Annotated in this window: 19 protein-coding genes; 11 read left to right on the top strand and 8 right to left on the bottom strand. The window is 64.2% G+C overall.

All coding sequences use genetic code 11. The features are described from left to right. Window positions 1-22: 22 nt before the first annotated feature. The 3 genes from P3C50_RS21140 to P3C50_RS21130 form a co-directional block, all read right to left on the bottom strand. A complete protein-coding gene (locus P3C50_RS21140) occupies window positions 23-724 on the bottom strand; it encodes a PolC-type DNA polymerase III (RefSeq protein ID WP_275547485.1) in 702 nt (233 codons plus the stop codon). Next, window positions 721-2652, bottom strand: a complete 1932-nt coding sequence (locus P3C50_RS21135) for a putative nucleotidyltransferase substrate binding domain-containing protein (RefSeq protein ID WP_275547484.1) — start codon at window positions 2650-2652, stop codon at window positions 721-723. Before P3C50_RS21135 ends, P3C50_RS21140 begins: the two co-directional genes overlap by 4 nt. Before the next feature lie 238 nt (window positions 2653-2890). Continuing rightward, the gene (locus tag P3C50_RS21130; protein ID WP_275547483.1) at window positions 2891-5068 is read right to left on the bottom strand and encodes a malate synthase G; all 2178 of its coding nucleotides are present in this window, start codon (window positions 5066-5068) and stop codon (window positions 2891-2893) included. 360 nt (window positions 5069-5428) lie between these two features. On the opposite strand from P3C50_RS21130, the gene P3C50_RS21125 reads away from it, so the two are divergent. Together P3C50_RS21125 and P3C50_RS21120 are read left to right on the top strand one after the other, a co-directional pair. Further along, window positions 5429-5878 (top strand): GNAT family N-acetyltransferase, encoded by a 450-nt coding sequence (locus P3C50_RS21125; RefSeq protein WP_275547482.1) that lies wholly within the window; start codon window positions 5429-5431, stop codon window positions 5876-5878. Window positions 5879-5911: 33 nt separating this feature from the next. Then, window positions 5912-6430 carry a glycine cleavage system protein R gene (locus P3C50_RS21120; protein ID WP_275547481.1) on the top strand — a complete coding sequence of 173 codons (519 nt, stop codon included), beginning with the start codon at window positions 5912-5914 and terminating at the stop codon, window positions 6428-6430. A 270-nt stretch (window positions 6431-6700) separates the two neighbouring features. Here the strand turns inward: P3C50_RS21120 and rarD are convergent, their stop codons facing one another. From rarD to P3C50_RS21095, 5 genes are all read right to left on the bottom strand, one after another. Next, window positions 6701-7600: an EamA family transporter RarD gene (gene rarD, locus P3C50_RS21115; protein WP_275547480.1), complete on the bottom strand. Its 900-nt coding sequence runs from the start codon at window positions 7598-7600 to the stop codon at window positions 6701-6703. A 438-nt stretch (window positions 7601-8038) separates the two neighbouring features. Further along, a complete protein-coding gene (locus P3C50_RS21110) occupies window positions 8039-9013 on the bottom strand; it encodes a serine/threonine protein kinase (RefSeq protein ID WP_275547479.1) in 975 nt (324 codons plus the stop codon). A gap of 194 nt (window positions 9014-9207) precedes the next feature. Next, window positions 9208-9972, bottom strand: coding sequence for a TOBE domain-containing protein (locus tag P3C50_RS21105; protein ID WP_275547478.1), 765 nt, complete (start codon window positions 9970-9972; stop codon window positions 9208-9210). A 58-nt stretch (window positions 9973-10030) separates the two neighbouring features. Then, window positions 10031-10771: a ComF family protein gene (locus P3C50_RS21100; protein WP_275547477.1), complete on the bottom strand. Its 741-nt coding sequence runs from the start codon at window positions 10769-10771 to the stop codon at window positions 10031-10033. A 43-nt stretch (window positions 10772-10814) separates the two neighbouring features. After that, window positions 10815-11108: a hypothetical protein gene (locus P3C50_RS21095; protein ID WP_275547476.1), complete on the bottom strand. Its 294-nt coding sequence runs from the start codon at window positions 11106-11108 to the stop codon at window positions 10815-10817. Between the two features lie 197 nt (window positions 11109-11305). Between P3C50_RS21095 and bioB the strand changes: the two genes are divergently transcribed. The 9 genes from bioB (at window position 11306) to P3C50_RS21050 (ending at window position 20667) form a co-directional block, all read left to right on the top strand. Beyond that, complete coding sequence (bioB, locus tag P3C50_RS21090) at window positions 11306-12364, top strand: biotin synthase BioB (RefSeq protein ID WP_275547474.1); 1059 nt, start codon at window positions 11306-11308, stop codon at window positions 12362-12364. 88 nt (window positions 12365-12452) lie between these two features. Continuing rightward, entirely contained in the window at window positions 12453-13622 is a 1170-nt protein-coding gene (bioF, locus tag P3C50_RS21085; RefSeq protein WP_275547473.1) for an 8-amino-7-oxononanoate synthase, read from the top strand. After that, window positions 13615-14337, top strand: a complete 723-nt coding sequence (locus P3C50_RS21080; protein ID WP_275547472.1) for an alpha/beta fold hydrolase — start codon at window positions 13615-13617, stop codon at window positions 14335-14337. The genes bioF and P3C50_RS21080 overlap by 8 nt, the downstream gene beginning before the upstream one ends. Continuing rightward, window positions 14330-15169, top strand: a complete 840-nt coding sequence (gene bioC / locus P3C50_RS21075) for a malonyl-ACP O-methyltransferase BioC (protein WP_275547471.1) — start codon at window positions 14330-14332, stop codon at window positions 15167-15169. The genes P3C50_RS21080 and bioC overlap by 8 nt, the downstream gene beginning before the upstream one ends. 71 nt (window positions 15170-15240) lie before the next feature. Continuing rightward, complete coding sequence (gene bioD, locus P3C50_RS21070; protein WP_275547470.1) at window positions 15241-15927, top strand: dethiobiotin synthase; 687 nt, start codon at window positions 15241-15243, stop codon at window positions 15925-15927. A gap of 98 nt (window positions 15928-16025) precedes the next feature. Continuing rightward, window positions 16026-16325 (top strand): hypothetical protein, encoded by a 300-nt coding sequence (locus tag P3C50_RS21065; RefSeq protein WP_275547469.1) that lies wholly within the window; start codon window positions 16026-16028, stop codon window positions 16323-16325. Window positions 16326-16377: 52 nt separating this feature from the next. Further along, the gene (locus tag P3C50_RS21060; RefSeq protein WP_275547468.1) at window positions 16378-17112 is read left to right on the top strand and encodes a putative metalloprotease CJM1_0395 family protein; all 735 of its coding nucleotides are present in this window, start codon (window positions 16378-16380) and stop codon (window positions 17110-17112) included. 169 nt (window positions 17113-17281) lie between these two features. Beyond that, window positions 17282-19087, top strand: coding sequence for a phenylacyl-CoA dehydrogenase (locus P3C50_RS21055; RefSeq protein ID WP_275547467.1), 1806 nt, complete (start codon window positions 17282-17284; stop codon window positions 19085-19087). Between the two features lie 290 nt (window positions 19088-19377). Next, window positions 19378-20667: a sensor domain-containing diguanylate cyclase gene (locus P3C50_RS21050; RefSeq protein ID WP_275547517.1), complete on the top strand. Its 1290-nt coding sequence runs from the start codon at window positions 19378-19380 to the stop codon at window positions 20665-20667. Window positions 20668-20745 lie beyond the last annotated feature (78 nt).

Here is a 20745-nt window from a genome sequence, read left to right as displayed (position 1 = left end):
CATCCACCCTACATAGCACCTATTACATCGCGTGCTGGCGGCGGCGCCGGCTGGCCAGTTGACGCTCCAATTCGCAGAGGCTGTCGATGCCCTGGCGGCGCGCCTTGCTGAACAGCATCAGCGCCAGTTCGGCGGTGACCAGCGCATCGGCGCTGGCGTTGTGGCGTTGGTGCACCTGCAGACCAAATTCGGCAACCCACTCGTCCAGCCCGCCCTGGCGGATGCGTGCCTGCGGACACAGCAGCGGGGCAATTTCGGCAACATCGAAGAAATTGTGCTGCAGGCGATAACCCAGGCTCTGGCGCAGTGCCCGGGCCAGCATGCGCTGGTCGAAGCCCGCGTGGAAGGCCAGCAGCGGGCTGCTGCCGACGAACTCCATGAAGTCTAGCAGCGCCTCGGCGGGGTCGACGCCGCGGGCCACTTCACTGGGGGCGATACCGTGGATCAGGGTGCTGGCGCTGGCCTGATGATCGGGCTGGTGCAGGGTGCATTCGAACTGTTCGGCGAAGTCGATGGCGCCGTTGTCGATCACCACCGCGCCGATGGCCAGCACCTGATCACGGCGCATGTTCAAACCGGTGGTTTCCAGATCGAGCACGACGAAACGCTGCTCATGCAGGGGGCGTTCGTCGAATGCTGCCGGTGCGCTCAAGGTCTGGCGGCGTTGCAATTGCTGCTGGGTCAGGGCCGGGCCGCGGCCGGTGAACCAGGTGAACCTGCTCATAGCTGATACCTCATGGCCAGGCTGCTCTGCAGGCGCTGCGCCTGGCGGAACGACTCGCGCAGAATACGCCGGTCCAGGTGGTTGAGGTGGTCGGGATCGACCCGATTGGAATAGGGCAGCTCGTCGCGCGCCTGCAATTGGTGCTGCTGCATGCGAGTCTGCTGAATGAAATGGTAGGCCTCCTCATAGGCAGCACCGTCCAGCGCATCGATCACCCCCTTGGTGATCAGCGCGCGCAGGCGTTCCAGGGTGCCGACCGCGCCGATGCCATTGGCCAGCGCCAGCAGTCGGGCGCCGTCGACGAAAGGTGTCAGGCCCTGTACCTTGAGGTCGAGGGTGTCCTTGTCGGCACCGGAACGTGCCACCACGAAATCACGGAAGCGCCCGACCGGCGGGCGCTGGCGCAGGGCGTTCTCGGCCAGCATCTTCTGGAACAGGCTGTTGCTGGCGACGCGGCCGAGCAGCTCGCTGCGCAGTTGTTCGCAGCCTTCATCCGGGCCCCAGATGGTGCGCAGGTCGAAGTAGATCGACGAGCCCAGCAGGTTCTCCGGCGTGGCTTCGAGGACGAAGCCGGCGAAGCGCCGTGACCATTCCTGGCGCGACAGGCACAGTTCGGGATTGCCGGCCATGATGTTGCCCTTGCACAGGGTGAAACCGCACTGTGCCAGGCGCTGGTTGATCTCGCGCGCGATCGGCAGCAGGCGCTCGCGAATGGCCGCGGCGTGGGCGGCATCGCTGGCCTCGAAGAGGATACCGTTGTCCTGGTCGGTGTGCAGGGTCTGTTCGCGGCGGCCTTCGCTGCCGAAGCACAGCCAGGTGAAGGGGATGCCCGGGTCGCCCATTTCCTCGAGGGTCAGCTCGATAACCCGACACACGGTGTGGTCGTTGAGCAGGGTGACGATATGGGTGATCTGCGTCGAGCTGGCGCCGTGGGCGAGCATGCGGTCGACCAGCAGGCGGATGTCGCTGCGCAGCCCGGCCAGCGTCTCGACCTTGCCGGCGTGGCGAATGGTGCGTGCCAGATGCACCAGGTCGACCCGCTGCAGGCTGAACAGATCGCGCTCGGAAATCACCCCGCGGAGTTTCTCGTGCTCCACCAGGCAGACGTGGGCGATATGCCGCTCGGTCATGGCGATGGCGGCATCGAAGGCGCTGGCATCCGGCGCCAGATGGAAGGGGTTGGGCGTCATCAGCTTGTCGATCGGCTGGGCCAGGTCGACGCCGTCGGCGACCACCCGGCGCAGGTCGCGCAGGGTAAAGATGCCCAGCGGCTTGTCGGCCGGGTCGAGCACCACGATGCTGCCCACGTGCTGCTCGTGCATCAGTCGCACGGCATCGCGCAGCGGCGTGTCGGGCGCGCAGCCGATGGGTTGGCGCATGGCCAGTTCGCCCAGGCGGGTATCCAGCGAATATTGCGCGCCGAGGGTTTCCACCGCGCGCAGCTGCACCTGCTGGTTGACCTGATCGAGCAGGCTGCTGACCCCGCGCAGGGCGAAGTCGCGCAGCGGGTTGGAGACGGCGAATAGTTTGACGAAGGCGACCTTGGCCAGCAGCAGGCAGAAGGTGTCTTCGGCGGCCAGATGCTCGGTGCGGGTGGCACGCTCGCCGATCAGCGCGGCCAGAGGGAAGCACTCGCCGGCGGTGATTTCGAAGGTGGTCTCGGTGCCGCGACGGGCACTGTGTGGGCGCTCACCGTGCACGCGGCCTTGCTTGACGATGTAGAAGTGTTCGACCGGGCCGTCGCTGGGCTTGATGATCGAGTCGCCCTCGGCATAGAAACGCAGCTGACAGTGCTCGACCAGAAACGCCAGGTGAGCGGTGTCCATCTGGTTGAAAGGCGGGAACTTCTGCAGGAACTCCATGGTGCCGTGGATGTTCTGCAGCACCGCAGTCTTGCCCGCATCGGCCATCGCGTCGGCCTTGCTCATGGGCTTGCGCCTCGCAGTTTCGGGATGTTGTCAGTGTGGTGCGGTCTCGGCGCTTTGCCCATTGCACCTAAGTAGGGGGCGCAGCTCCCGCCGAGAAGGCAGCCCTGTGGGAGCGGCCTTGGCCGCGAAGCTTTTGTGCAGATATCGTTCGCGGACGAGTCCGCTCCCACACAAGCCCGTTCCCGGCCAGGCGGATACGAAAAAGCCGCCCGAAGGCGGCTCGTTCACTGCGCAGCGATCAGAGGCCGTTCTTGGCCTTGAACTCGCGACGACGGCGATGCAGCACCGGCTCGGTGTAGCCGTTGGGCTGCTTGGTGCCTTCGACCACCAGCTCCAGCGCAGCCTGGAAGGCGACGTTGTTGTCGAAGTCCGGGGCCATCGGGCGATACAGCGCGTCAGCCGCGTTCTGACGATCGACCACCGGCGCCATGCGCTTGAGGCTTTCGACCACTTGCGCTTCGGTAACGATGCCGTGGCGCAGCCAGTTGGCCAGCAACTGGCTGGAGATGCGCAGGGTGGCGCGGTCTTCCATCAGGCCGACATCGTTGATGTCCGGCACCTTGGAGCAGCCGACGCCCTGGTCGATCCAGCGCACCACGTAGCCGAGAATGCCTTGCGAGTTGTTGTCCAGCTCGTTGCGGATTTCTTCTGCTGACCAGTTGGTGTCCTTGGCCAGTGGGATGGTCAGGATGTCGTCTACCGAAGCCGGGGTGCGCTTGGCCAGTTCGGCCTGACGGGCGAAAACGTCGACCTTGTGGTAGTGCAGGGCGTGCAGGGTGGCAGCGGTCGGCGACGGGACCCAGGCGGTGTTGGCGCCGGACAGCGGGTGCGCGACTTTCTGCTCGAGCATGGCGGCCATCAGGTCCGGCATGGCCCACATGCCCTTGCCGATCTGCGCGCGGCCCTGCAGGCCGGTGGCCAGGCCGACGTCGACGTTGTTGTTCTCGTAGGCGCCGATCCAGGTCTCGCTCTTCATGGCAGCCTTGCGCACCACGGCGCCGGCTTCCATGGAAGTGTGGATCTCGTCACCGGTACGGTCGAGGAAGCCGGTGTTGATGAACACCACGCGCTCGCTGGCCGCCTTGATGCAGGCCTTGAGGTTGACGGTGGTGCGGCGCTCTTCGTCCATGATGCCGACTTTCAGGGTGTTGCGGGCCAGGCCCAGCACTTCCTCGACGCGGGCGAAGATTTCGCTGGTGAAGGCGACTTCTTCCGGGCCGTGCATTTTCGGTTTGACGATGTACACGCTGCCGGTACGGGTGTTCTTGCGCGTGGTGTTGCCGTTGAGGTTGTGCACCGCAATCAGGCTGGTGAACAGCGCGTCCTGGATGCCTTCCGGAATCTCGTTGCCTTCGGCGTCGAGGATGGCCGGGTTGGTCATCAGGTGACCGACGTTGCGCACGAACAGCAGCGAGCGGCCATGCAGGGTCAGCTCCGAGCCGTCCGGCTTGGTGTAGACGCGATCCGGGTTCATGGTGCGGGTGAAGGTGCTGCCGCCCTTGGACACTTCCTCGGCCAGGTCGCCCTTCATCAGGCCCAGCCAGTTCTTGTAGACCACCACCTTGTCGTCGGCATCGACGGCAGCGACGGAGTCTTCGCAGTCCATGATGGTGGTCAGCGCGGCTTCCATCAGCACGTCTTTGACGCCGGCGGCGTCGGTGCTGCCGATGGGGCTGGAAGCGTCGATCTGAATTTCGAAGTGCAGGCCGTTGTGCTTGAGCAGCACGGCGATCGGCGCGCTGGCCTCGCCCTGGAAGCCAACCAGCTGTGCGTCGTCACGCAGGCCGCTGTTGCTGCCACCCTTGAGGGCGACGACCAGCTTGCCGTCGACGATGGCATAACCGGTGGAGTCAACGTGCGAGCCGGCAGCCAGCGGTGCGGCCTCGTCGAGGAAGGCGCGAGCGAAGGCGATGACCTTGTCGCCACGTACCTTGTTGTAGCCCTTGCCCTTCTCGGCGCCGCCTTCCTCACTGATCACGTCGGTGCCGTACAGCGCATCGTATAGCGAGCCCCAGCGGGCGTTGGAAGCGTTCAGGGCGAAGCGCGCGTTCATCACCGGCACGACCAGCTGCGGGCCTGCCAGGCGGGCGATTTCTTCGTCGACGTTGGTGGTGGTGGCCTGGAAATCTTCCGGCTCCGGCAGCAGATAGCCGATTTCCTGGAGGAAGGCTTTGTAGGCGGCCGCGTCATGAGCCTGACCCTTGCGCGTCTGATGCCAGGCATCGATCTGCGCCTGCAGCTCGTCACGCTTGGCCAGCAGGGCACGGTTCTTCGGCGCCAGGTCCTTGATGACCGCAGCGGCACCGGCCCAGAACTGGTCGGCAGCGATGCCGGTACCGGGGATGGCTTCGTTGTTCACGAAGTCGTACAGGGCTTTGGCGACCTGCAGGCCACCGACTTGAACGCGTTCAGTCATCACTTGCCTCACTCTCTGAGCTTTACTCAATAGCCGCTTCGGGCTCCTCTGAAAACGACCTGCGTAATCAACGCCTGCGCTTTCAGAGAGGCTCGCCGGAGACGGTCTGGCCGTCTTGTAGTCCGTGGCGCGGCATACTACATCAAGATTTCGGGGAAATGCAGTGGGTGCGCGTCAGACTGCGACCAAAAGACTATTTTGAGTCACGTTGAGTGCGCTGTGTGTTCAAAAATCTGCGCTATTGTTCCATAAAATATGTAAAAACGTACACGATTAATTAGTCTGGCTACTGACAACGGCGTCAATATGGCCTACGCACCTCGTCACCTATACTGCCCCACACGCCTTCTGGAGCCTGCCATGACGGTTTCCGCTGCCACCACCGCCGATCTTGTCGACCTCACCCGTCTGTTCGCTGGTTATCTGCGCTTTTATCAGGTGCCGCGGGCTGATTCGGATATCGCCACCTTCCTTCGTATGCGCCTCGAGCGCGGTGATTCGCAGTTGTTCATCGCCCGTGACGGGCAGGGCGCTGCCCAGGGTTTCGTCCAGCTTTATCCCTTTCTTTCCTCATTGGCTCTGGAACCGGCCTGGTTGCTCAGCGATCTGTATGTCGACGAAAGCGCGCGCCGTTGCGGGGTTGGCGAGGCGTTGATGAATGCTGCTCGCGCCCATGCCGAGGCAACTGGTGCTTGCGGTCTGCAGCTGGAGACGGCGAAGACCAACCTGGCTGGTCAGCGCCTTTATGAGCGGCTCGGTTATGCGCGTGACGAGCAGTTCTTCACTTACTGGCTGTCGCTGCGCGGCTGACTTTTCCCATCCTGTGAACGAGTGAGGTAGTACATGGATCATCTGGTACTGACGGTGATTGCCGAGGACCAACCAGGCTTGGTCGAGCGCCTCGCCGGCTGTGTGGCGAAACATGGCGGCAACTGGCTGGAGAGCCGCATGGCGCGCATGGCTGGGCAGTTCGCCGGGATCGTCCGGGTGGATGTACCGGCCGAGGCCCACGGCGGTTTGATCAAGGAACTCGAAGCGCTAGGTGCGCAGGGTATTCGCGTGCAGTTGGCGGCTAGCGGTAGCGAACCAGGCGGGCGTTTCGCCGCCATTCGCCTGGAGCTGGTCGGCAACGACCGGCCCGGTATTGTGCGCGACATCACCCGCGTGTTGGCCGAGCAGGGTGTCAATCTTGAGAGCCTGCTCACCGAGGTGGCACCAGCACCGATGAGCGGCGAGCTGCTATTCACCGCCGAGGCGCTGCTCGCCGTTCCGGAGACCCTGGCCCTGGAGCAATTGCAGGCGCGCCTGGAGACCCTGGCCGACGATTTGATGGTGGAGCTGAATCTGCGCACCGAGGAGTGATATCCACGGCAGTCGTGGATCAGCCTGTGGATAAACTGGGGAGCCCCGGCGCACTGCCTAGTGTCCCGGGGCTTTTCGTTGGCTGGCTAAAAATCCAGCAGGATCAAAGGCTTGTGCACAAACGCCGGGGATGGAGCTGTGGATAAGCCGGGGACGAAACGGGGCGCGCCAGAGTTGGCGCGGTTTGGGCAGAGTTGGTTGTTTTCTGCGCATGTGCACCACGGCCCGGGCGGCGCCGACACCAGCGGTGGACGCTAGCCGGTTACGGCGTCAGGTTCTCGCAGAAGAGCGTTTGCGCAGGTTGAGCCAGATATCCAGGCTGTATACAAACAGGCCGGCCCAGATGCAGGCGAAGGCCAGCAGGGTGCTAGGCGCGAAATGTTCATCGAACAGCAGGATGGCCTGCAGCAGCACCAGCGTCGGCGCCAGGTACTGCAAAAAGCCCAGCGTGGTGTAGGGCAGGTGCCGGGCTGCGGCGTTGAAGCACACTAGCGGCACCAGGGTGATCGGCCCGGCGGCTGCCAGCCAGAGTGCTTCGCTGCTGGTCCAGAAGCTCGCCTGGCTGCTCATCGCAGCAGGATGCAGCACCAGCCAGGCCAGCGCCACGGGGACCAGCAACCAGGTTTCCACTACCAGGCCGGGCAGGGCGGCCACCGGCGCCTGCTTGCGAATCAGCCCGTAGAAACCGAAGGTCAGCGCCAGTACCAGCGACACCCAGGGCAGGCTGCCGACCTGCCAAAGCTGCTGCAGCACGCCCAGCGCAGCCAGGCCGACCGCCAACCACTGCAGACGGCGCAGGCGCTCGCCGAGAATCAGCAGACCGAGCAGCACGTTGATCAGCGGGTTGATGTAATAGCCCAGGCTGGCCTCGATCATGCGCTCGTTGTTCACCGCCCACACGTACACCAGCCAGTTGGTCGCGATCAGCAGGCCGCAGCCGGCCAGCACCGCCAAGCGCTTGGGGTTGTCACGCAGCTCGCGCCACCAGCCCAGGTGTTTCCACACCAACAGCAGCAAGCCGCCGAACAGCGCCGACCACAGCACGCGGTGCACGATGATCTCCATCGCCGGTACGCTTTGCAGGGCCTTGAAGTAGAGCGGGAACAAGCCCCAGATGATGTAGGCGGTAAGGCCCAGAATGTACCCGCGTTGCGGGTTGGCGGTGGCCATCGAGAATCCTTGGTTAGGCAGCTAACGGTTGCCGCGAAATTCTAGCGCTCTGGCCACAGGGCTGTCTGTTCGTTCAGCTTTTTCTGTATACCGAAGCGCCGGCAAAGTCGTAAGGCAAACTTTACGCGGCGTGCGCAACTGTATCGGTGTGCGGGCTTGGCACGCGGACATTGGTGAGATGCAATCCAAGACCCTGGAATCGGACAAAAAGCATCGCGGCTGAAGCGGAATGCCGCCCAGCCGTTCCTACAGATGTCCACCTGCCCGGTAGGAGCGGCTTCAGCCGCGAAAGCTCCAGCCCTCGTTTCAGGGTCGCGCGGCCCGAGTGCAATCGGCGAATTTCGACCCCGGATTGCATCCGGGCTACGCCTCAGAACAGTCGCGTAGCCCGGATGAAATTCGGGGGTATACGGCGCCGGACCTTATCCAGGCTGCGCTTCAGAACAATCGCAGCGGCTCCTCATCCAGCGCCGCCATTTGCTCGCGCAGGGCGAGAATCTGGTCGCCCCAATATTGTTCGCCAGCGAACCAGGGAAAGGCCAGAGGAAAGGCCGGGTCGTCCCAGCGCCGCGCGATCCAGGCGCTGTGATGCATCAGGCGCAGGGCGCGCAGGCCTTCGATCAGCGGCAGCTCGCGCGCCGCGAAATCATGGAATTCCTGATAACCATCGACCAGCTCGGCAAGCTGGCCGAGGCGTTCGTGACGCTCGCCGGCCAGCATCATCCACAGGTCCTGCACGGCCGGGCCCATGCGGCAGTCGTCGAGGTCGACTATATGGAAGGCGTCGTCGCGGTGCAGCAGGTTGCCGGGGTGACAGTCGCCATGCAGGCGTATCGGTGAATAGCGCACGCGGGCGAACAGTTCGTCGAGGCGGGCGAGCAGATCGCGCGCCACCGACTCGTAAGCCGGCAGCAGGCTGCGCGGCACGAAGCCACCGTCGAGCAGCGAGGCCAGGGCGGCGTGGCCGAAGTTGTCCACGGCCAGGGTTTCACGGTGGACGAAGGGGCGGCTTGCGCCGATCGCGTGCATGCGCCCGAGCAATTGGCCGAGGCGATACAGCTGGTCGAGATTGCCCGGCTCCGGCGCGCGCCCGCCGCGCCGCGGGAACAGGGCGAAACGGAAACCACCGTGCTCGAACAGCGTCTCGCCATCGCGTGCCAATGGCGCTACCACCGGCACCTCATGCTCGGCCAGTTCGAAGCTGAAGCCATGTTCCTCGCGAATCGCCGCATCGCTCCAGCGGTCCGGGCGATAGAACTTGGCGATCAGCGGCGTCTCGCCCTCGATACCCACCTGATAGACACGGTTCTCGTAGCTGTTGAGCGCCAATACCCGGGCGTCGCTGAGGTAGCCAAGGCTCTCCACGGCATCGAGCACCAGATCCGGGGTAAGGGTGGAAAAGGGATGGCTCATGTGCGGCTCCGCAAAGGTGGATGCACAGTGTACCTGGCGGATGGTCTTGCCGTAGGGCGGGTGCAACCCGCCGCCAACATCGCTGGCGGTTGCACTCGCTCTACCTCCTTGTAGCCCGGATGAAATCCGGGGCAAGCCTTTGCGAAATTTCCCGGATTTCATCCGGGCTACGGTTCTGGCGGCTCGCACCCACCCTACAGTTGCGTACCCAGCAACACCTGGCTGGCAGCGAATTGCGCGCGCACCGGGTCGCCGGCGACGACGCCCAGCCTGGCCAGTTGTTCCGGCCCGACCGAGGCGCACAGCGTCTGGCCATTGGCCAAGCTCACGCGCACTTCGCTCGGGCCATCGCTGCCCGGCAGAATGCGCTCGATATGGCCTTCGAGCGCATTGCGCTCGGGATCTACCGGCTGCTTCAGCGGTTGTAGCTCCAGCCAGCCGGCCTTGATCAGGGCGACCACGCTGCTGCCTTCGCTCAGTTGCAGGTTTTCCGTGCTGTCATGGGTGATCAGCGCCTGCAGGTAGCCGCCACCGGGCAGCTCGATATCGATCAGGTCGTTATGTCCGTGCGCATGAATCGCCTGCACGCGGCCGGTCAACTGATTACGTGCGCTGGTGCGCAGCATCAGGCGGCCAAGCAGCTCCAGGTCGGCATCATCACCGGCTGCCTGCAGCAATTGCGCCTGCAGCGCCTGCAGGCGGTGCTGCAGGGCCAGCAGACGTTCGCCGGCAGGCGTCAGGCTCGCGCCGCCGCCGCCCTTGCCGCCGACACTGCGGCTGACCAAAGGCTGTTCGGACAGGTTGTTCAGCTCATCGATGGCATCCCAGGCGGCCTTGTAGCTCAGCCCCGCAGCCTTGGCGGCGCGGGTGATGGAGCCTTGTTCGGCGATCTGTTCGAGCAGCGCCAGGCGTTTCGGTCGGCGGCTGAGCAATTGGGCGAGGGGATCGAGCTGAGACATGGTTCGGCGTGGCCAGAGAGATGCCGGCACGGTGCGCGACTGTGCTGGGCGCGTCAAGTCAGCCATCGCCCGGCCGCGGCGTGCGAGCCAGGCAATAGACGTCGACGCGCAGAACACCGGCGCGGCGCAGCAGCTGGGCGAGCATGCCTGCGGTGGCGCCGGTGGTGAGCACGTCGTCGACCAGCGCCAGATGAGCACCAACAACCTGCGCATGAGGACCGAGGCTGAATGCCTGGCGCAGGTTGCGCTTGCGCGTGGCGGCATCCAGACCCTGCTGAGCGGGCGTATCGACACGGCGCTGCAGCCAGTTATGTTGCACCGGCAAACCCAGGCTGGCGCCCAGCCAGTCGGCGAGCATCTGCGCCTGGTTGAAGCCGCGCTGCCGTTGTCGCCTGCCTGCCAGCGGCACCGGCAGCAGGGCTTGCGGCCGTGGCAGGCCTTCGTCGTAGGCGTGGCCGAGATGCTCGGCCAGCAGTTCAGCGAGCAGGCGGCCGTGAGGCCATTGCTTCTGATGCTTGAAGCGGGTGATCAGGTTGTCGACCGGGAAGGCATAGCGCCAGGGCGCTTCTACTCGACTGAAATACGGGGGCTTTTTCTGGCAGGAGCCGCAGATCATGTCATGGGCTGGCAACGGCACCGCGCAGATCCGGCAGTGCGCGCCGAGCCAGGGCAGCTCGGCTTCGCAGGCGGTGCAGATGCTGTGCGTGAGGTGATCGGTGGCTTCGTCGCAGAGCTGGCAATGGCGGCGTGATTGCAGCCAGGGCAGGCGTTGCAGAAAAGTGAGATCGAGCGGTGGCATGGCGGCTCGTCCGTGAGCGGTGGTGCCGAAAGTTTAGTCAGTGCTAGCGGATCAGCCAGCCCATGACGATCAACCCCAGAAACAGCCAGATCACCCCGCCGATGATCGAGCCGCGCAGGAACGAGCGCACGCCGCTGAAGAGAAACAGCAGACCGATGATCAGCAGAATGACGCTGAAGATCGACACGTCCATGCCAATGGCCCTAGCCAGGCCATGGAGGAAATCGTCGATGGCATCGGCCATGGCGCCCAGCACGCCGGACAGCATGTCGACGATGAAACGGATGGCGCGACCCAGCGCTTCGCCGAGTCCTTCAAAAAAACCTTCAACCTGCATGCAGAACATCCTGTGGTAGGGGTAAGTATTTGGCCTTGTGCCATAACATAAGTTCTATTGATCGATAAATGATCAGATGTAAGCCTGTGTCTTTATCGTGGTTGACAGCATCCAATCGCTACTTATGATGGCCAAAGCCTGAATGCCCCGCTGTGGGCCCTACAACAGATGCCGCCAAGCGTCGAAGGACTTCTCTGATGAGCGCAACCGCTGAAACTTCCACCCGTCACGACTGGAGCCTCGCCGAGGTTCGCGCCCTGTTCGAGCAGCCTTTCAACGACCTGCTGTTCCAAGCGCAGAGCGTGCACCGCCAGCACTTCGACCCCAACCGCGTGCAGGTCTCGACGTTGCTGTCGATCAAGACCGGCGCCTGCCCGGAAGACTGCAAGTACTGCCCGCAGTCCGGCCACTACAACACCGGCCTGGACAAGGAAAAGCTGATGGAAGTGCAGAAGGTGCTGGAGGCCGCCGCCGAGGCCAAGGCCATCGGCTCCACCCGTTTCTGCATGGGCGCGGCCTGGAAGCATCCGTCGGCCAAGGACATGCCCTACGTGCTGGAAATGGTCAAAGGCGTGAAGAAGCTCGGTCTGGAAACCTGCATGACCCTCGGCCGCCTCGACCAGGAGCAGACTCAGGCATTGGCCGAAGCCGGGCTGGATTACTACAACCACAACCTCGACACCTCGCCGGAGTTCTACGGCAACATCATCACCACCCGCACCTATGGTGAGCGCCTGCAGACCCTGGCCTACGTGCGCGAGGCGGGGATGAAGATCTGCTCCGGCGGCATCCTCGGCATGGGCGAGTCGGTGGATGATCGCGCCGGGTTGCTGATCCAGTTGGCCAACCTGCCGGAGCATCCGGAGAGTGTGCCGATCAACATGCTGGTCAAGGTCAAGGGCACGCCATTGGCCGAGGAGAAGGATGTCGACCCCTTCGACTTCATCCGCACCCTGGCCGTGGCGCGCATCATGATGCCGAAATCCCACGTGCGCCTGTCCGCCGGGCGCGAGGCGATGAACGAGCAGATGCAGGCCCTGGCCTTCATGGCTGGCGCCAACTCGATCTTCTACGGCGAGAAGCTGCTGACCACCGCCAACCCGCAGGCGGACAAGGACATGGCTCTGTTCAAACGCCTCGGTATCAAGCCGGAAGAGCGTGAAGAGCACGCCGACGAGGTGCATCAGGCCGCCATCGAGCAGGCGCTGGTCGAGCAGCGCGACTCCAGGCTGTTCTACAACGCCGCTTCGGCCTGATTCCTTTTATGTAGGAGCGAGCTCTGCTCGCGAATGACACCTTGTCCTGGCTTTTCGCTCGCGACGCTCGCTCCTACGGGAAACGTGCATGAGTTTCGATCTTGCTAAGCGCCTGGCCGAGCGCCAGGCCGCCGACCTGTTGCGTCAGCGCCCGTTGCTGCAGAGCCCGCAGGGGCCGCAGGTCGAGGTGGACGGTGAGCAACTGTTGGCCTTCTGCTCCAACGATTACCTTGGCCTGGCCAATCATCCCGAGATCATTCGCGCGCTGCAGCAGGGGGCGGAAAAGTGGGGCGTTGGCGGCGGCGCTTCGCATCTGGTGATCGGCCACAGCACGCCGCACCACGAACTGGAAGAGGCACTGGCCGCGTTCACCGGCCGGCCCCGGGCGCTGCTGTTCTCCACCGGCTACATGGCCAACCTGGCTGTGGTCACCGCACTGGTGGGGCAGGGCGATAGCGTGCTGGAAGATCGCCTCAATCATGCCTCGCTGCTCGACGCCGGCCTGCTCTCGGGCGCGCGATTCTCCCGCTACCTGCACAACGATGCGGCAAGCCTGGCCAGTCGTCTGCACAAGGCTAGCGGCAATTGCCTGGTGGTCACTGACGGTGTGTTCAGCATGGACGGCGACCTGGCCGATCTGCCTGCACTGTGCGCCGAAGCGCGCGCCCGGGACGCCTGGGTAATGGTCGACGATGCCCATGGCTTCGGCCCGCTGGGCGCCACCGGCGGCGGCATCGTCGAGCACTTCGGCCTGGGCCAGGATGATGTGCAGGTGCTGGTCGGCACCCTGGGCAAGGCCTTCGGTACCGCCGGTGCCTTCGTTGCCGGCAGCGAGGGGCTGATCGAGACCCTGATCCAGTTCGCCCGCCCCTACATCTACACCACCAGCCAGCCGCCGGCGGTGGCCTGTGCCACGCTGAAAAGCCTGGAGCTGCTGCGCAGTGAGCACTGGCGCCGCGAGCATTTGCAGCGGTTGAACGGGCGTTTTCGTCAGGGCGCCGCCGAGATCGGCCTGAGCCTGATGGACAGCCCGACGCCGATTCAGCCGATCCTGGTCGGCGACAGCGCCCGCGCGCTGAAACTCTCCGCCCTGCTCAGAAAACGCGGCCTGCTGGTCGGCGCCATCCGCCCGCCGACCGTACCGGCGGGCAGCGCGCGCTTGCGCGTGACCCTGTCCGCCGCGCACAGCGAGGCGCAGCTCGATCTGTTGCTTGAAGCGCTAGCCGAATGCTGGCCGCAGGTGCAAAGCGATGCGTGAGACACTGATTCTGTTGCCGGGCTGGGGCCTGGATGGCACCGTGCTGCAACCATTGGTGGACGCGCTGGGATATGACCTGAACGTGCAGCTGTCGGCCCTGCCGCGGTTAGCCAGTGCAGCCACCGCCGACTGGCTCGACGAGTTGGACACGCGCCTGCCACAAGATTGCTGGCTGGTCGGCTGGTCGCTCGGCGGCATGCTCGCCACGGCCCTGGCGGCACGGCGCGGCGAGCGCTGCCGCGGCCTTATCACCCTGGCCAGCAATGCCTGTTTCGTCGCCGGCGACACCTGGCACGCGGCGATGCCGGCGCCAACCTACGCCGCCTTCTATCAGGGTTGTCAGGATGACGCCGGCGCTGCCCTCAAGCGTTTCGCCATGCTTTGCGCGCAGGGGGGCGCCGACACGCGACGGCTTTCACGCCAGCTGCAAGGCCATCTGGCGACTAGCGACCAGTCCGCTCTGCTGGCCGGGCTGCGCCTGCTGGCCAGTCTGGACAACCGCGCGGCGCTGGCCGGGTTCGCTGGCCCGCAACTGCATCTGCTGGCCGAGCAGGACGCGTTGGTGCCGGCCGCCGTTGCCGATGACCTGCTGGCGCTTTTGCCTGGCGGCGAGGTGGATGTGCTGGAAGAGTGCGGCCATGCCTTCGTGCTCGAACAGGCGGATGCGCTGGCGACCTTGATGCTTGATTTCATCCGCGAGGCCTGTGATGTCTGAACATTGCGTGCGCCCACTGCGCGAGTCACCCGGCGCGCACAGCGGCACTTGCGCTCTACCGGACAAGCGTCAGGTGGCTGCATCCTTTTCCCGGGCGGCAGAAAGCTACGACTCGGTGGCCGAGTTGCAGCGTACGGTCGGCACGCAGCTGCTGGCGCAACTACCGGCAGCGTTGCAACCGCGTCGCTGGCTGGACCTGGGCTGCGGCACGGGCCACTTCACTCGCGCCCTGGCCGAGCGTTATGCGCAGGGCGAAGGCCTGGCCCTGGATATTGCCGAAGGCATGTTGCGTCATGCCAGGCCACAGGGCGGCGCTGCCTATTTCGTTGCCGGCGATGCCGAGGCGCTGCCGCTGCAGGACGCCAGTGTCGATCTGCTGTTCTCCAGTCTGGCACTGCAATGGTGCGGCGATTTCCCGCGGGTGCTAAGCGAGGCGCAGCGCGTGTTGCGTCCGGGCGGTGTGCTGGGTTTTTCCAGCCTGTGCGTGGGTACCCTCCAGGAGTTGCGCGACAGTTGGCTGGCGGTCGATGGCTTCGTCCACGTCAATCGCTTTCGGCGCTTCGAGGATTACCAGCAGATGTGCGCCGCCAGTGGTTTGCGGTCGCTGACCCTGCAACGACAGGCCGAGGTGCTGCATTTCCCCGATCTGCGCAGCCTGACCGGCTCGCTCAGGGAGCTCGGCGCGCACAATCTCAATCCGGGGCGGCCGGGTGGCTTGACCGGGCGTTCGCGCATACGCGCGCTGATCGAGGCATACGAGCGCTTTCGCCAGCCGCATGGGCTGCCGACGACCTATCAGGTCGTATACGGCGTGCTGCGGAAGCCTTCATAGACGCGAACCTCGCGTGACAACCAGGTAACAGACAAGCTTCGCGAGCAGGGCTCGCTGCTACGGGGGATCAGATGGCCCAGGCTTATTTCATCACCGGCACCGATACGGAGGTCGGCAAGACCACCATCGCTGCCGGCCTGCTGCATGCGGCGCGTCTTCAGGGTCTGAGCACGGCTGCGGCCAAGCCGGTGGCTTCCGGTTGCGTGAGGACGGCGCAAGGGCTGCGCAATGACGACGCGCTGGCGTTGCTGGCGCAGTGCTCGCTGCCGCTGCGCTATGAAGAGGTCAACCCGCTGGCCTTCGAACCGGCCATCGCACCGCACCTGGCGGCACGCGAAGTTGGCGTCGAACTGGATGTCGCCAGCCTCTATCAGCCCGTACGCGACATTCTGGACAAGGGCGCCGATTTTTCCCTGGTCGAGGGGGCGGGGGGCTGGCGCGTGCCGCTGGCTGGCGAGCAGACGCTCTCGGATCTGGCCATCGCGCTGGGGTTGCCGGTGATCCTGGTAGTCGGCGTGCGTCTGGGCTGTATCAACCACGCCGTGCTGAGCGCCGAAGCCATTGCCCGCGATGGTCTGCAACTGGCGGGCTGGGTGGCCAATATCGTCGAGCCGCAAACAGCGCGACTGGAGGACAACCTGGCGACCCTCGCCGGGCGCTTGTCTGTCCCATGCCTGGGTCATGTGCCGCGGCTGGAGGACGCCAGTGCCGATGCGGTCTCGGCGTACCTCGATCTGCAGCGGCTTCCTGGCTGGTAATAAACAGCAACGCGATCATAGCTTTTTGTCTGTACGTTTTTTAGCCGATTTCTGCTTCAATACTGGCCATTAGGTTCTACATCCTCAGGGGGCTGCCGATGCAAATCTCCGCCAACGCATTCAACTCGGGTTTGAACGGTATCCAGGCCGGGCAACGCCGCGTCGAGCAGGCTGCCGGTGATATCGCCAGCAACACCGTCAACCCGCCGCAGCAGGCTACACAGACGCCGCCGCAGAATCAGGTCAACCCCAGTACGCAGGCCTCCGAGCGAAGCCGTCCCGACCTGACCGAAAGTCTCGTGGCGTTGCGCGTCGGTGAAAACGAAGTGCGTGCCAACGCACGCGTCGTCGACACCGCCGACGAGGTGCTGGGTACCTTGATCGACACCCGCGCATAGTTAGTTTCACCCCGGCTGCGGATGCGGCCGGTAGCGGGGTAGGAGGGCGCTCATGCAGATCGGCAACAGCCTGCCAGCTTTTACCCCAGCGCCCTCCGTCAGTTCGGCCAGGCCGCTTACTTCCGATGTATCACCTGATATCGCTCGTGCCGATCAGGCGCCGGTGGCTGCGCCACAGGAGCAGCAGGCCGACTCCGCTGCCTCGGAACGGGAAGAGGCTGATCGCGAGCCCGCTGCATCGCCTGCCGGCAAGCCCGAATTAAGCCCCGAGGAACAACGTCAGCAGCAGCTGGAAGTCACCGAGCTGGTGCAGCGCGACCGTGAGGTTCGCACTCACGAGCAGGCGCATGCAGCCGTTGGCGGACAGTACGCCGGATCGCCCACCTACAGCTTCAAGCGCGGCCCTGACGGACAGCGCTATGCCGTATCCGGTGAAGTCAGCATCGACACCGCCCCCGTTCCCAACGATCCCGAAGCGACGCTGCGCAAGATGGAGGTCGTTCTGCGCGCGGCGCTCGCTCCCATCGAGCCTTCTCCGCAGGACCTGCGCGTCGCCGCGCTGGCCCAGGCACAGGCGGCGCAGGCGCGCGTCGAACTGGCCGAACTGCGGAGCGAAGAGGCCAGCGACGCCGTCGAGCAGCGCAAGGCGCGTGCCGAAGCCAGGCAGGCTGATGAGTCGACAGCCGAGCCTTTGCAGCAGGCTCTGCCGCCAGCGCCTAATCTTGATCTCTATCGGCGTCTGGGTGAATTGCCCGCGCCGGAGCCACGCATCGATCTGGTCGCATAGCGGCCGATTGGCAGCGCTTGACAAGGGGTTGGCGTAAACGTATGTTTCAAACGCCTGTTTGATTGCGTTGGCCGCAGCCTCAGTGGCCAGGCAGCCGGGACTGATCCCGAGAGCGACCGCCAAGACGGTCACCCCAACTACTAGGAATCCACCGCAGAGGTTTACCGTTATGCCTGACTACAAGGCCCCCTTGCGTGACATTCGTTTCGTTCGTGACGAGCTGCTGGGCTATGAAGCTCACTACCAGAGCCTGCCAGGTTGCCAGGACGCCACTCCGGACATGGTCGACGCCATCCTCGAAGAAGGCGCCAAGTTCTGCGAGCAGGTTCTGGCACCGCTGAACCGTGTGGGTGATACCGAGGGCTGCACCTGGAGCGAATCCGGCGTGAAGACTCCGACCGGCTTCAAAGAGGCTTATCAGCAGTTCGTCGAAGGCGGCTGGCCGAGCCTGGCCCATGACGTCGAGCACGGCGGCCAGGGCCTGCCGGAATCCCTCGGCCTGGCCGTCAGCGAAATGGTCGGTTCGGCCAACTGGTCCTGGGGCATGTACCCCGGCCTCTCCCACGGCGCGATGAACACCATCGGCGCTCACGGCACCGACGAGCAGAAACACACCTACCTGACCAAGCTGGTTTCCGGCGAGTGGACCGGCACCATGTGCCTGACCGAGCCGCATTGCGGCACCGACCTGGGCATGCTGCGCACCAAGGCCGAACCGCAGGCCGACGGCAGCTACAAGGTCACCGGCACCAAGATCTTCATTTCCGCTGGTGAGCACGACATGGCCGACAACATCGTCCATATCGTGCTGGCCCGCCTGCCCGATGCCCCGGCCGGTACCAAGGGTATCTCGCTGTTCATCGTGCCGAAGTTTCTGCCCAATGCCGAAGGCGGCGTAGGCGAGCGTAACGCCGTTTCCTGTGGCTCCATCGAGCACAAGATGGGCATCCACGGTAACGCCACCTGCGTGATGAACTTCGACGGCGCTACCGGTTTCCTGATCGGCCCGGCCAACAAGGGCCTGAACTGCATGTTCACCTTCATGAACACCGCTCGTCTGGGTACCGCGCTGCAAGGCCTGGCCCACGCCGAAGTCGGTTTCCAGGGTGGTATCAGGTACGCTCGCGAGCGTCTGCAGATGCGTTCGCTGACTGGCCCGAAAGCGCCGGAAAAAGCCGCTGACCCGATCATCGTGCACCCGGACGTTCGCCGCATGCTGCTGACCATGAAGGCGTTCGCCGAAGGCAACCGCGCCATGGTCTACTTCACCGCCAAGCAAGTGGATATCGTTCAGCACAGCCAGGACGAAGAAGAGAAGAAAGCCGCCGACGAGCTGCTGGCTTTCCTGACTCCGATCGCCAAGGCCTTCATGACCGAAGTGGGCTTCGAAGCCGCTTCCCATGGCATGCAGATCTACGGTGGCCACGGCTTCATCAGCGAGTGGGGCATGGAGCAGAACCTGCGCGACTGCCGCATCTCCATGATGTACGAAGGCACCACCGGCGTTCAGGCGCTGGACCTGCTGGGCCGCAAGGTGCTGATGACTCAGGGCGGTGCCCTGAAGAACTTCACCAAGATCGTGCACAAGTTCTGCCAGGCCAACGAAGGCAACGATTCCGTCAAGGAATTCGTCGAGCCGCTGGCCAAGCTGAACAAGGAGTGGGGCGACGTCACCATGAAGATCGGCATGGCGGCGATGAAAGATCGCGAGGAAGTCGGTGCCGCTTCGGTGGACTACCTGATGTACTCCGGCTACGCCTGCCTGGCCTACTTCTGGGCCGACATGGCACGCCTGGCTGCCGAGAAGCTGGCTGCCGGCACCGGCGACGAGGCTTTCTACAAGGCCAAGCTGCAGACCGCGCGCTTCTACTTCGCACGTATCCTGCCGCGTACCCGCGCGCACGTCGAAGCCATGCTGTCCGGCGCCAACAATCTGATGGAGATGGACGAAGAGCATTTCGCTCTGGGCTTCTAAGACCCTGTTTATGATCTGCTGCGCGTCGGCCCTGCTGCGTTAAAAACAGGCTCGGACTGCTCATTTACAGCTCGTAAACTCCGCGTCCTCGCCTGTTTTTGCCTTGCATGGCTCTAGCTCGCGAGATCGTAAACAGGCTCTATAGCCATCTTCTTCGGTTGAACACGAACGCCGCCCTCAGGGGCGGCGTTTGTGTTTTTGCGCCGTATTAAAGGGAATGTCGCATCCTGTCGCTGTTTTCAGTGATTGAAGCAGGCAAAATGCCTTCATCTTTCGCCAAGGATGTCAGTGTGATCCGCTTGGCCAATCTGCGCCTCAGTCACTTCTTCTCCTCGCTGCCCTTGCTGGTCGGTGCGTTGGTGGCTGCACGCTTGCCGGTGTTGAGCGAGTTCTTCATCTCGCTGTTCAACGTGCTGCCGACCTTGCTTTTGCTGCTCGGTGGCGCCTTCTGCCTGGTCTATGGCCGTCAGCGCGAGGTGTTCCTGCTGCTGGCGCTGTATGTCGGTTATTTCCTGCTCGATACCCAGATCGATCACTTTCGCGACAATGGCCAGGTGCGTGACGATGCGGCCTTGGTCTTTCATCTGATCTGCCTTCTGTTGCCCCTTCTTTACGCCCTCTACGGCTGTTGGGAGGAGCGTTCGCACTTGGCCCAGGACTTGTTCGCCCGCGCCCTCGTGTTGCTGGCAGTCAGCGCGGTGGCCGTTGGGCTGGCGCGCCGTTATCCGCAGGGCATCGCCGACTGGCTGGCGCAGATTCACTGGCCTTCGCTGCATGGCGCCTGGATGAATCTGGCCCAGCTGTCCTACCTGGCCTTCCTGCTGGCCTTCATCGCATTGCTGACGCAGTACCTGCGCCGCCCACGTCCGCTGCATGCGGCACAACTGGTGGGGCTGTTCGGCCTGCTGTGGATGCTGCCGCAGGTATTCATCCTGGCCAACGCGCTGCAGGTGATGATCAGCCTGGTGATGCTCATGCTGGTGGCTGCCGTTGCCCACGAGGCCTACCAGATGGCCTTCCGTGACGAGCTGACCGGGCTGCCGGGACGGCGTGCGCTCAATGAGCGCCTGCAGCGCCTGGGACGCGATTATGTGATCGCCATGGTCGACGTCGACCACTTCAAGAAATTCAACGACACCCACGGCCACGACGTCGGCGACCAGGTGTTGCGCCTGGTCGCCAGCCAGTTGCGCAAGGTCGGTGGTGGCGGCAAGGCCTATCGCTACGGTGGCGAGGAATTCACCCTGCTGTTTCCCGGCAAGAGCGTGGAGCAATGTCTGCCGCACATGGAGGCGGTGCGTCTGGCCATCGAGCAGTACCGCATGCAGTTGCGCGACAAGCAAAGCCGGCCGCGCGATGACCGCGAGGGCAAGCAGCGCCGCGCCGGCAAGGCCGCTGGCGAGGTATCGGTGACCGTGAGCATGGGCGTGGCCGAGCGTCAGAGCGAGCAGCGCAACCCGCAGGAAGTGATCAAGGAAGCGGACAAGGCCCTGTACAGCGCCAAGGCGGCCGGGCGCAATTGCATCCGTAGCGCCGGGCAGCGGCGCGGCGCCGTGAAGCTCGCACCGGGGCGCGAGTAGGCCTCGGCAGACCAGCGGTTACGGCCATTTTCGGGCGTCCGGCAGGGCGGCTTTCCAATCAGCTAGTTGCTGACTTTT

It is taken from the genome of Pseudomonas sp. Marseille-Q0931 (assembly GCF_940789645.1).
In the GTDB taxonomy this organism is placed as follows: domain Bacteria; phylum Pseudomonadota; class Gammaproteobacteria; order Pseudomonadales; family Pseudomonadaceae; genus Aquipseudomonas.
Note: the sequence above shows the minus strand (reverse complement) of the source record. Positions and strands in the feature narration are given on the sequence as shown.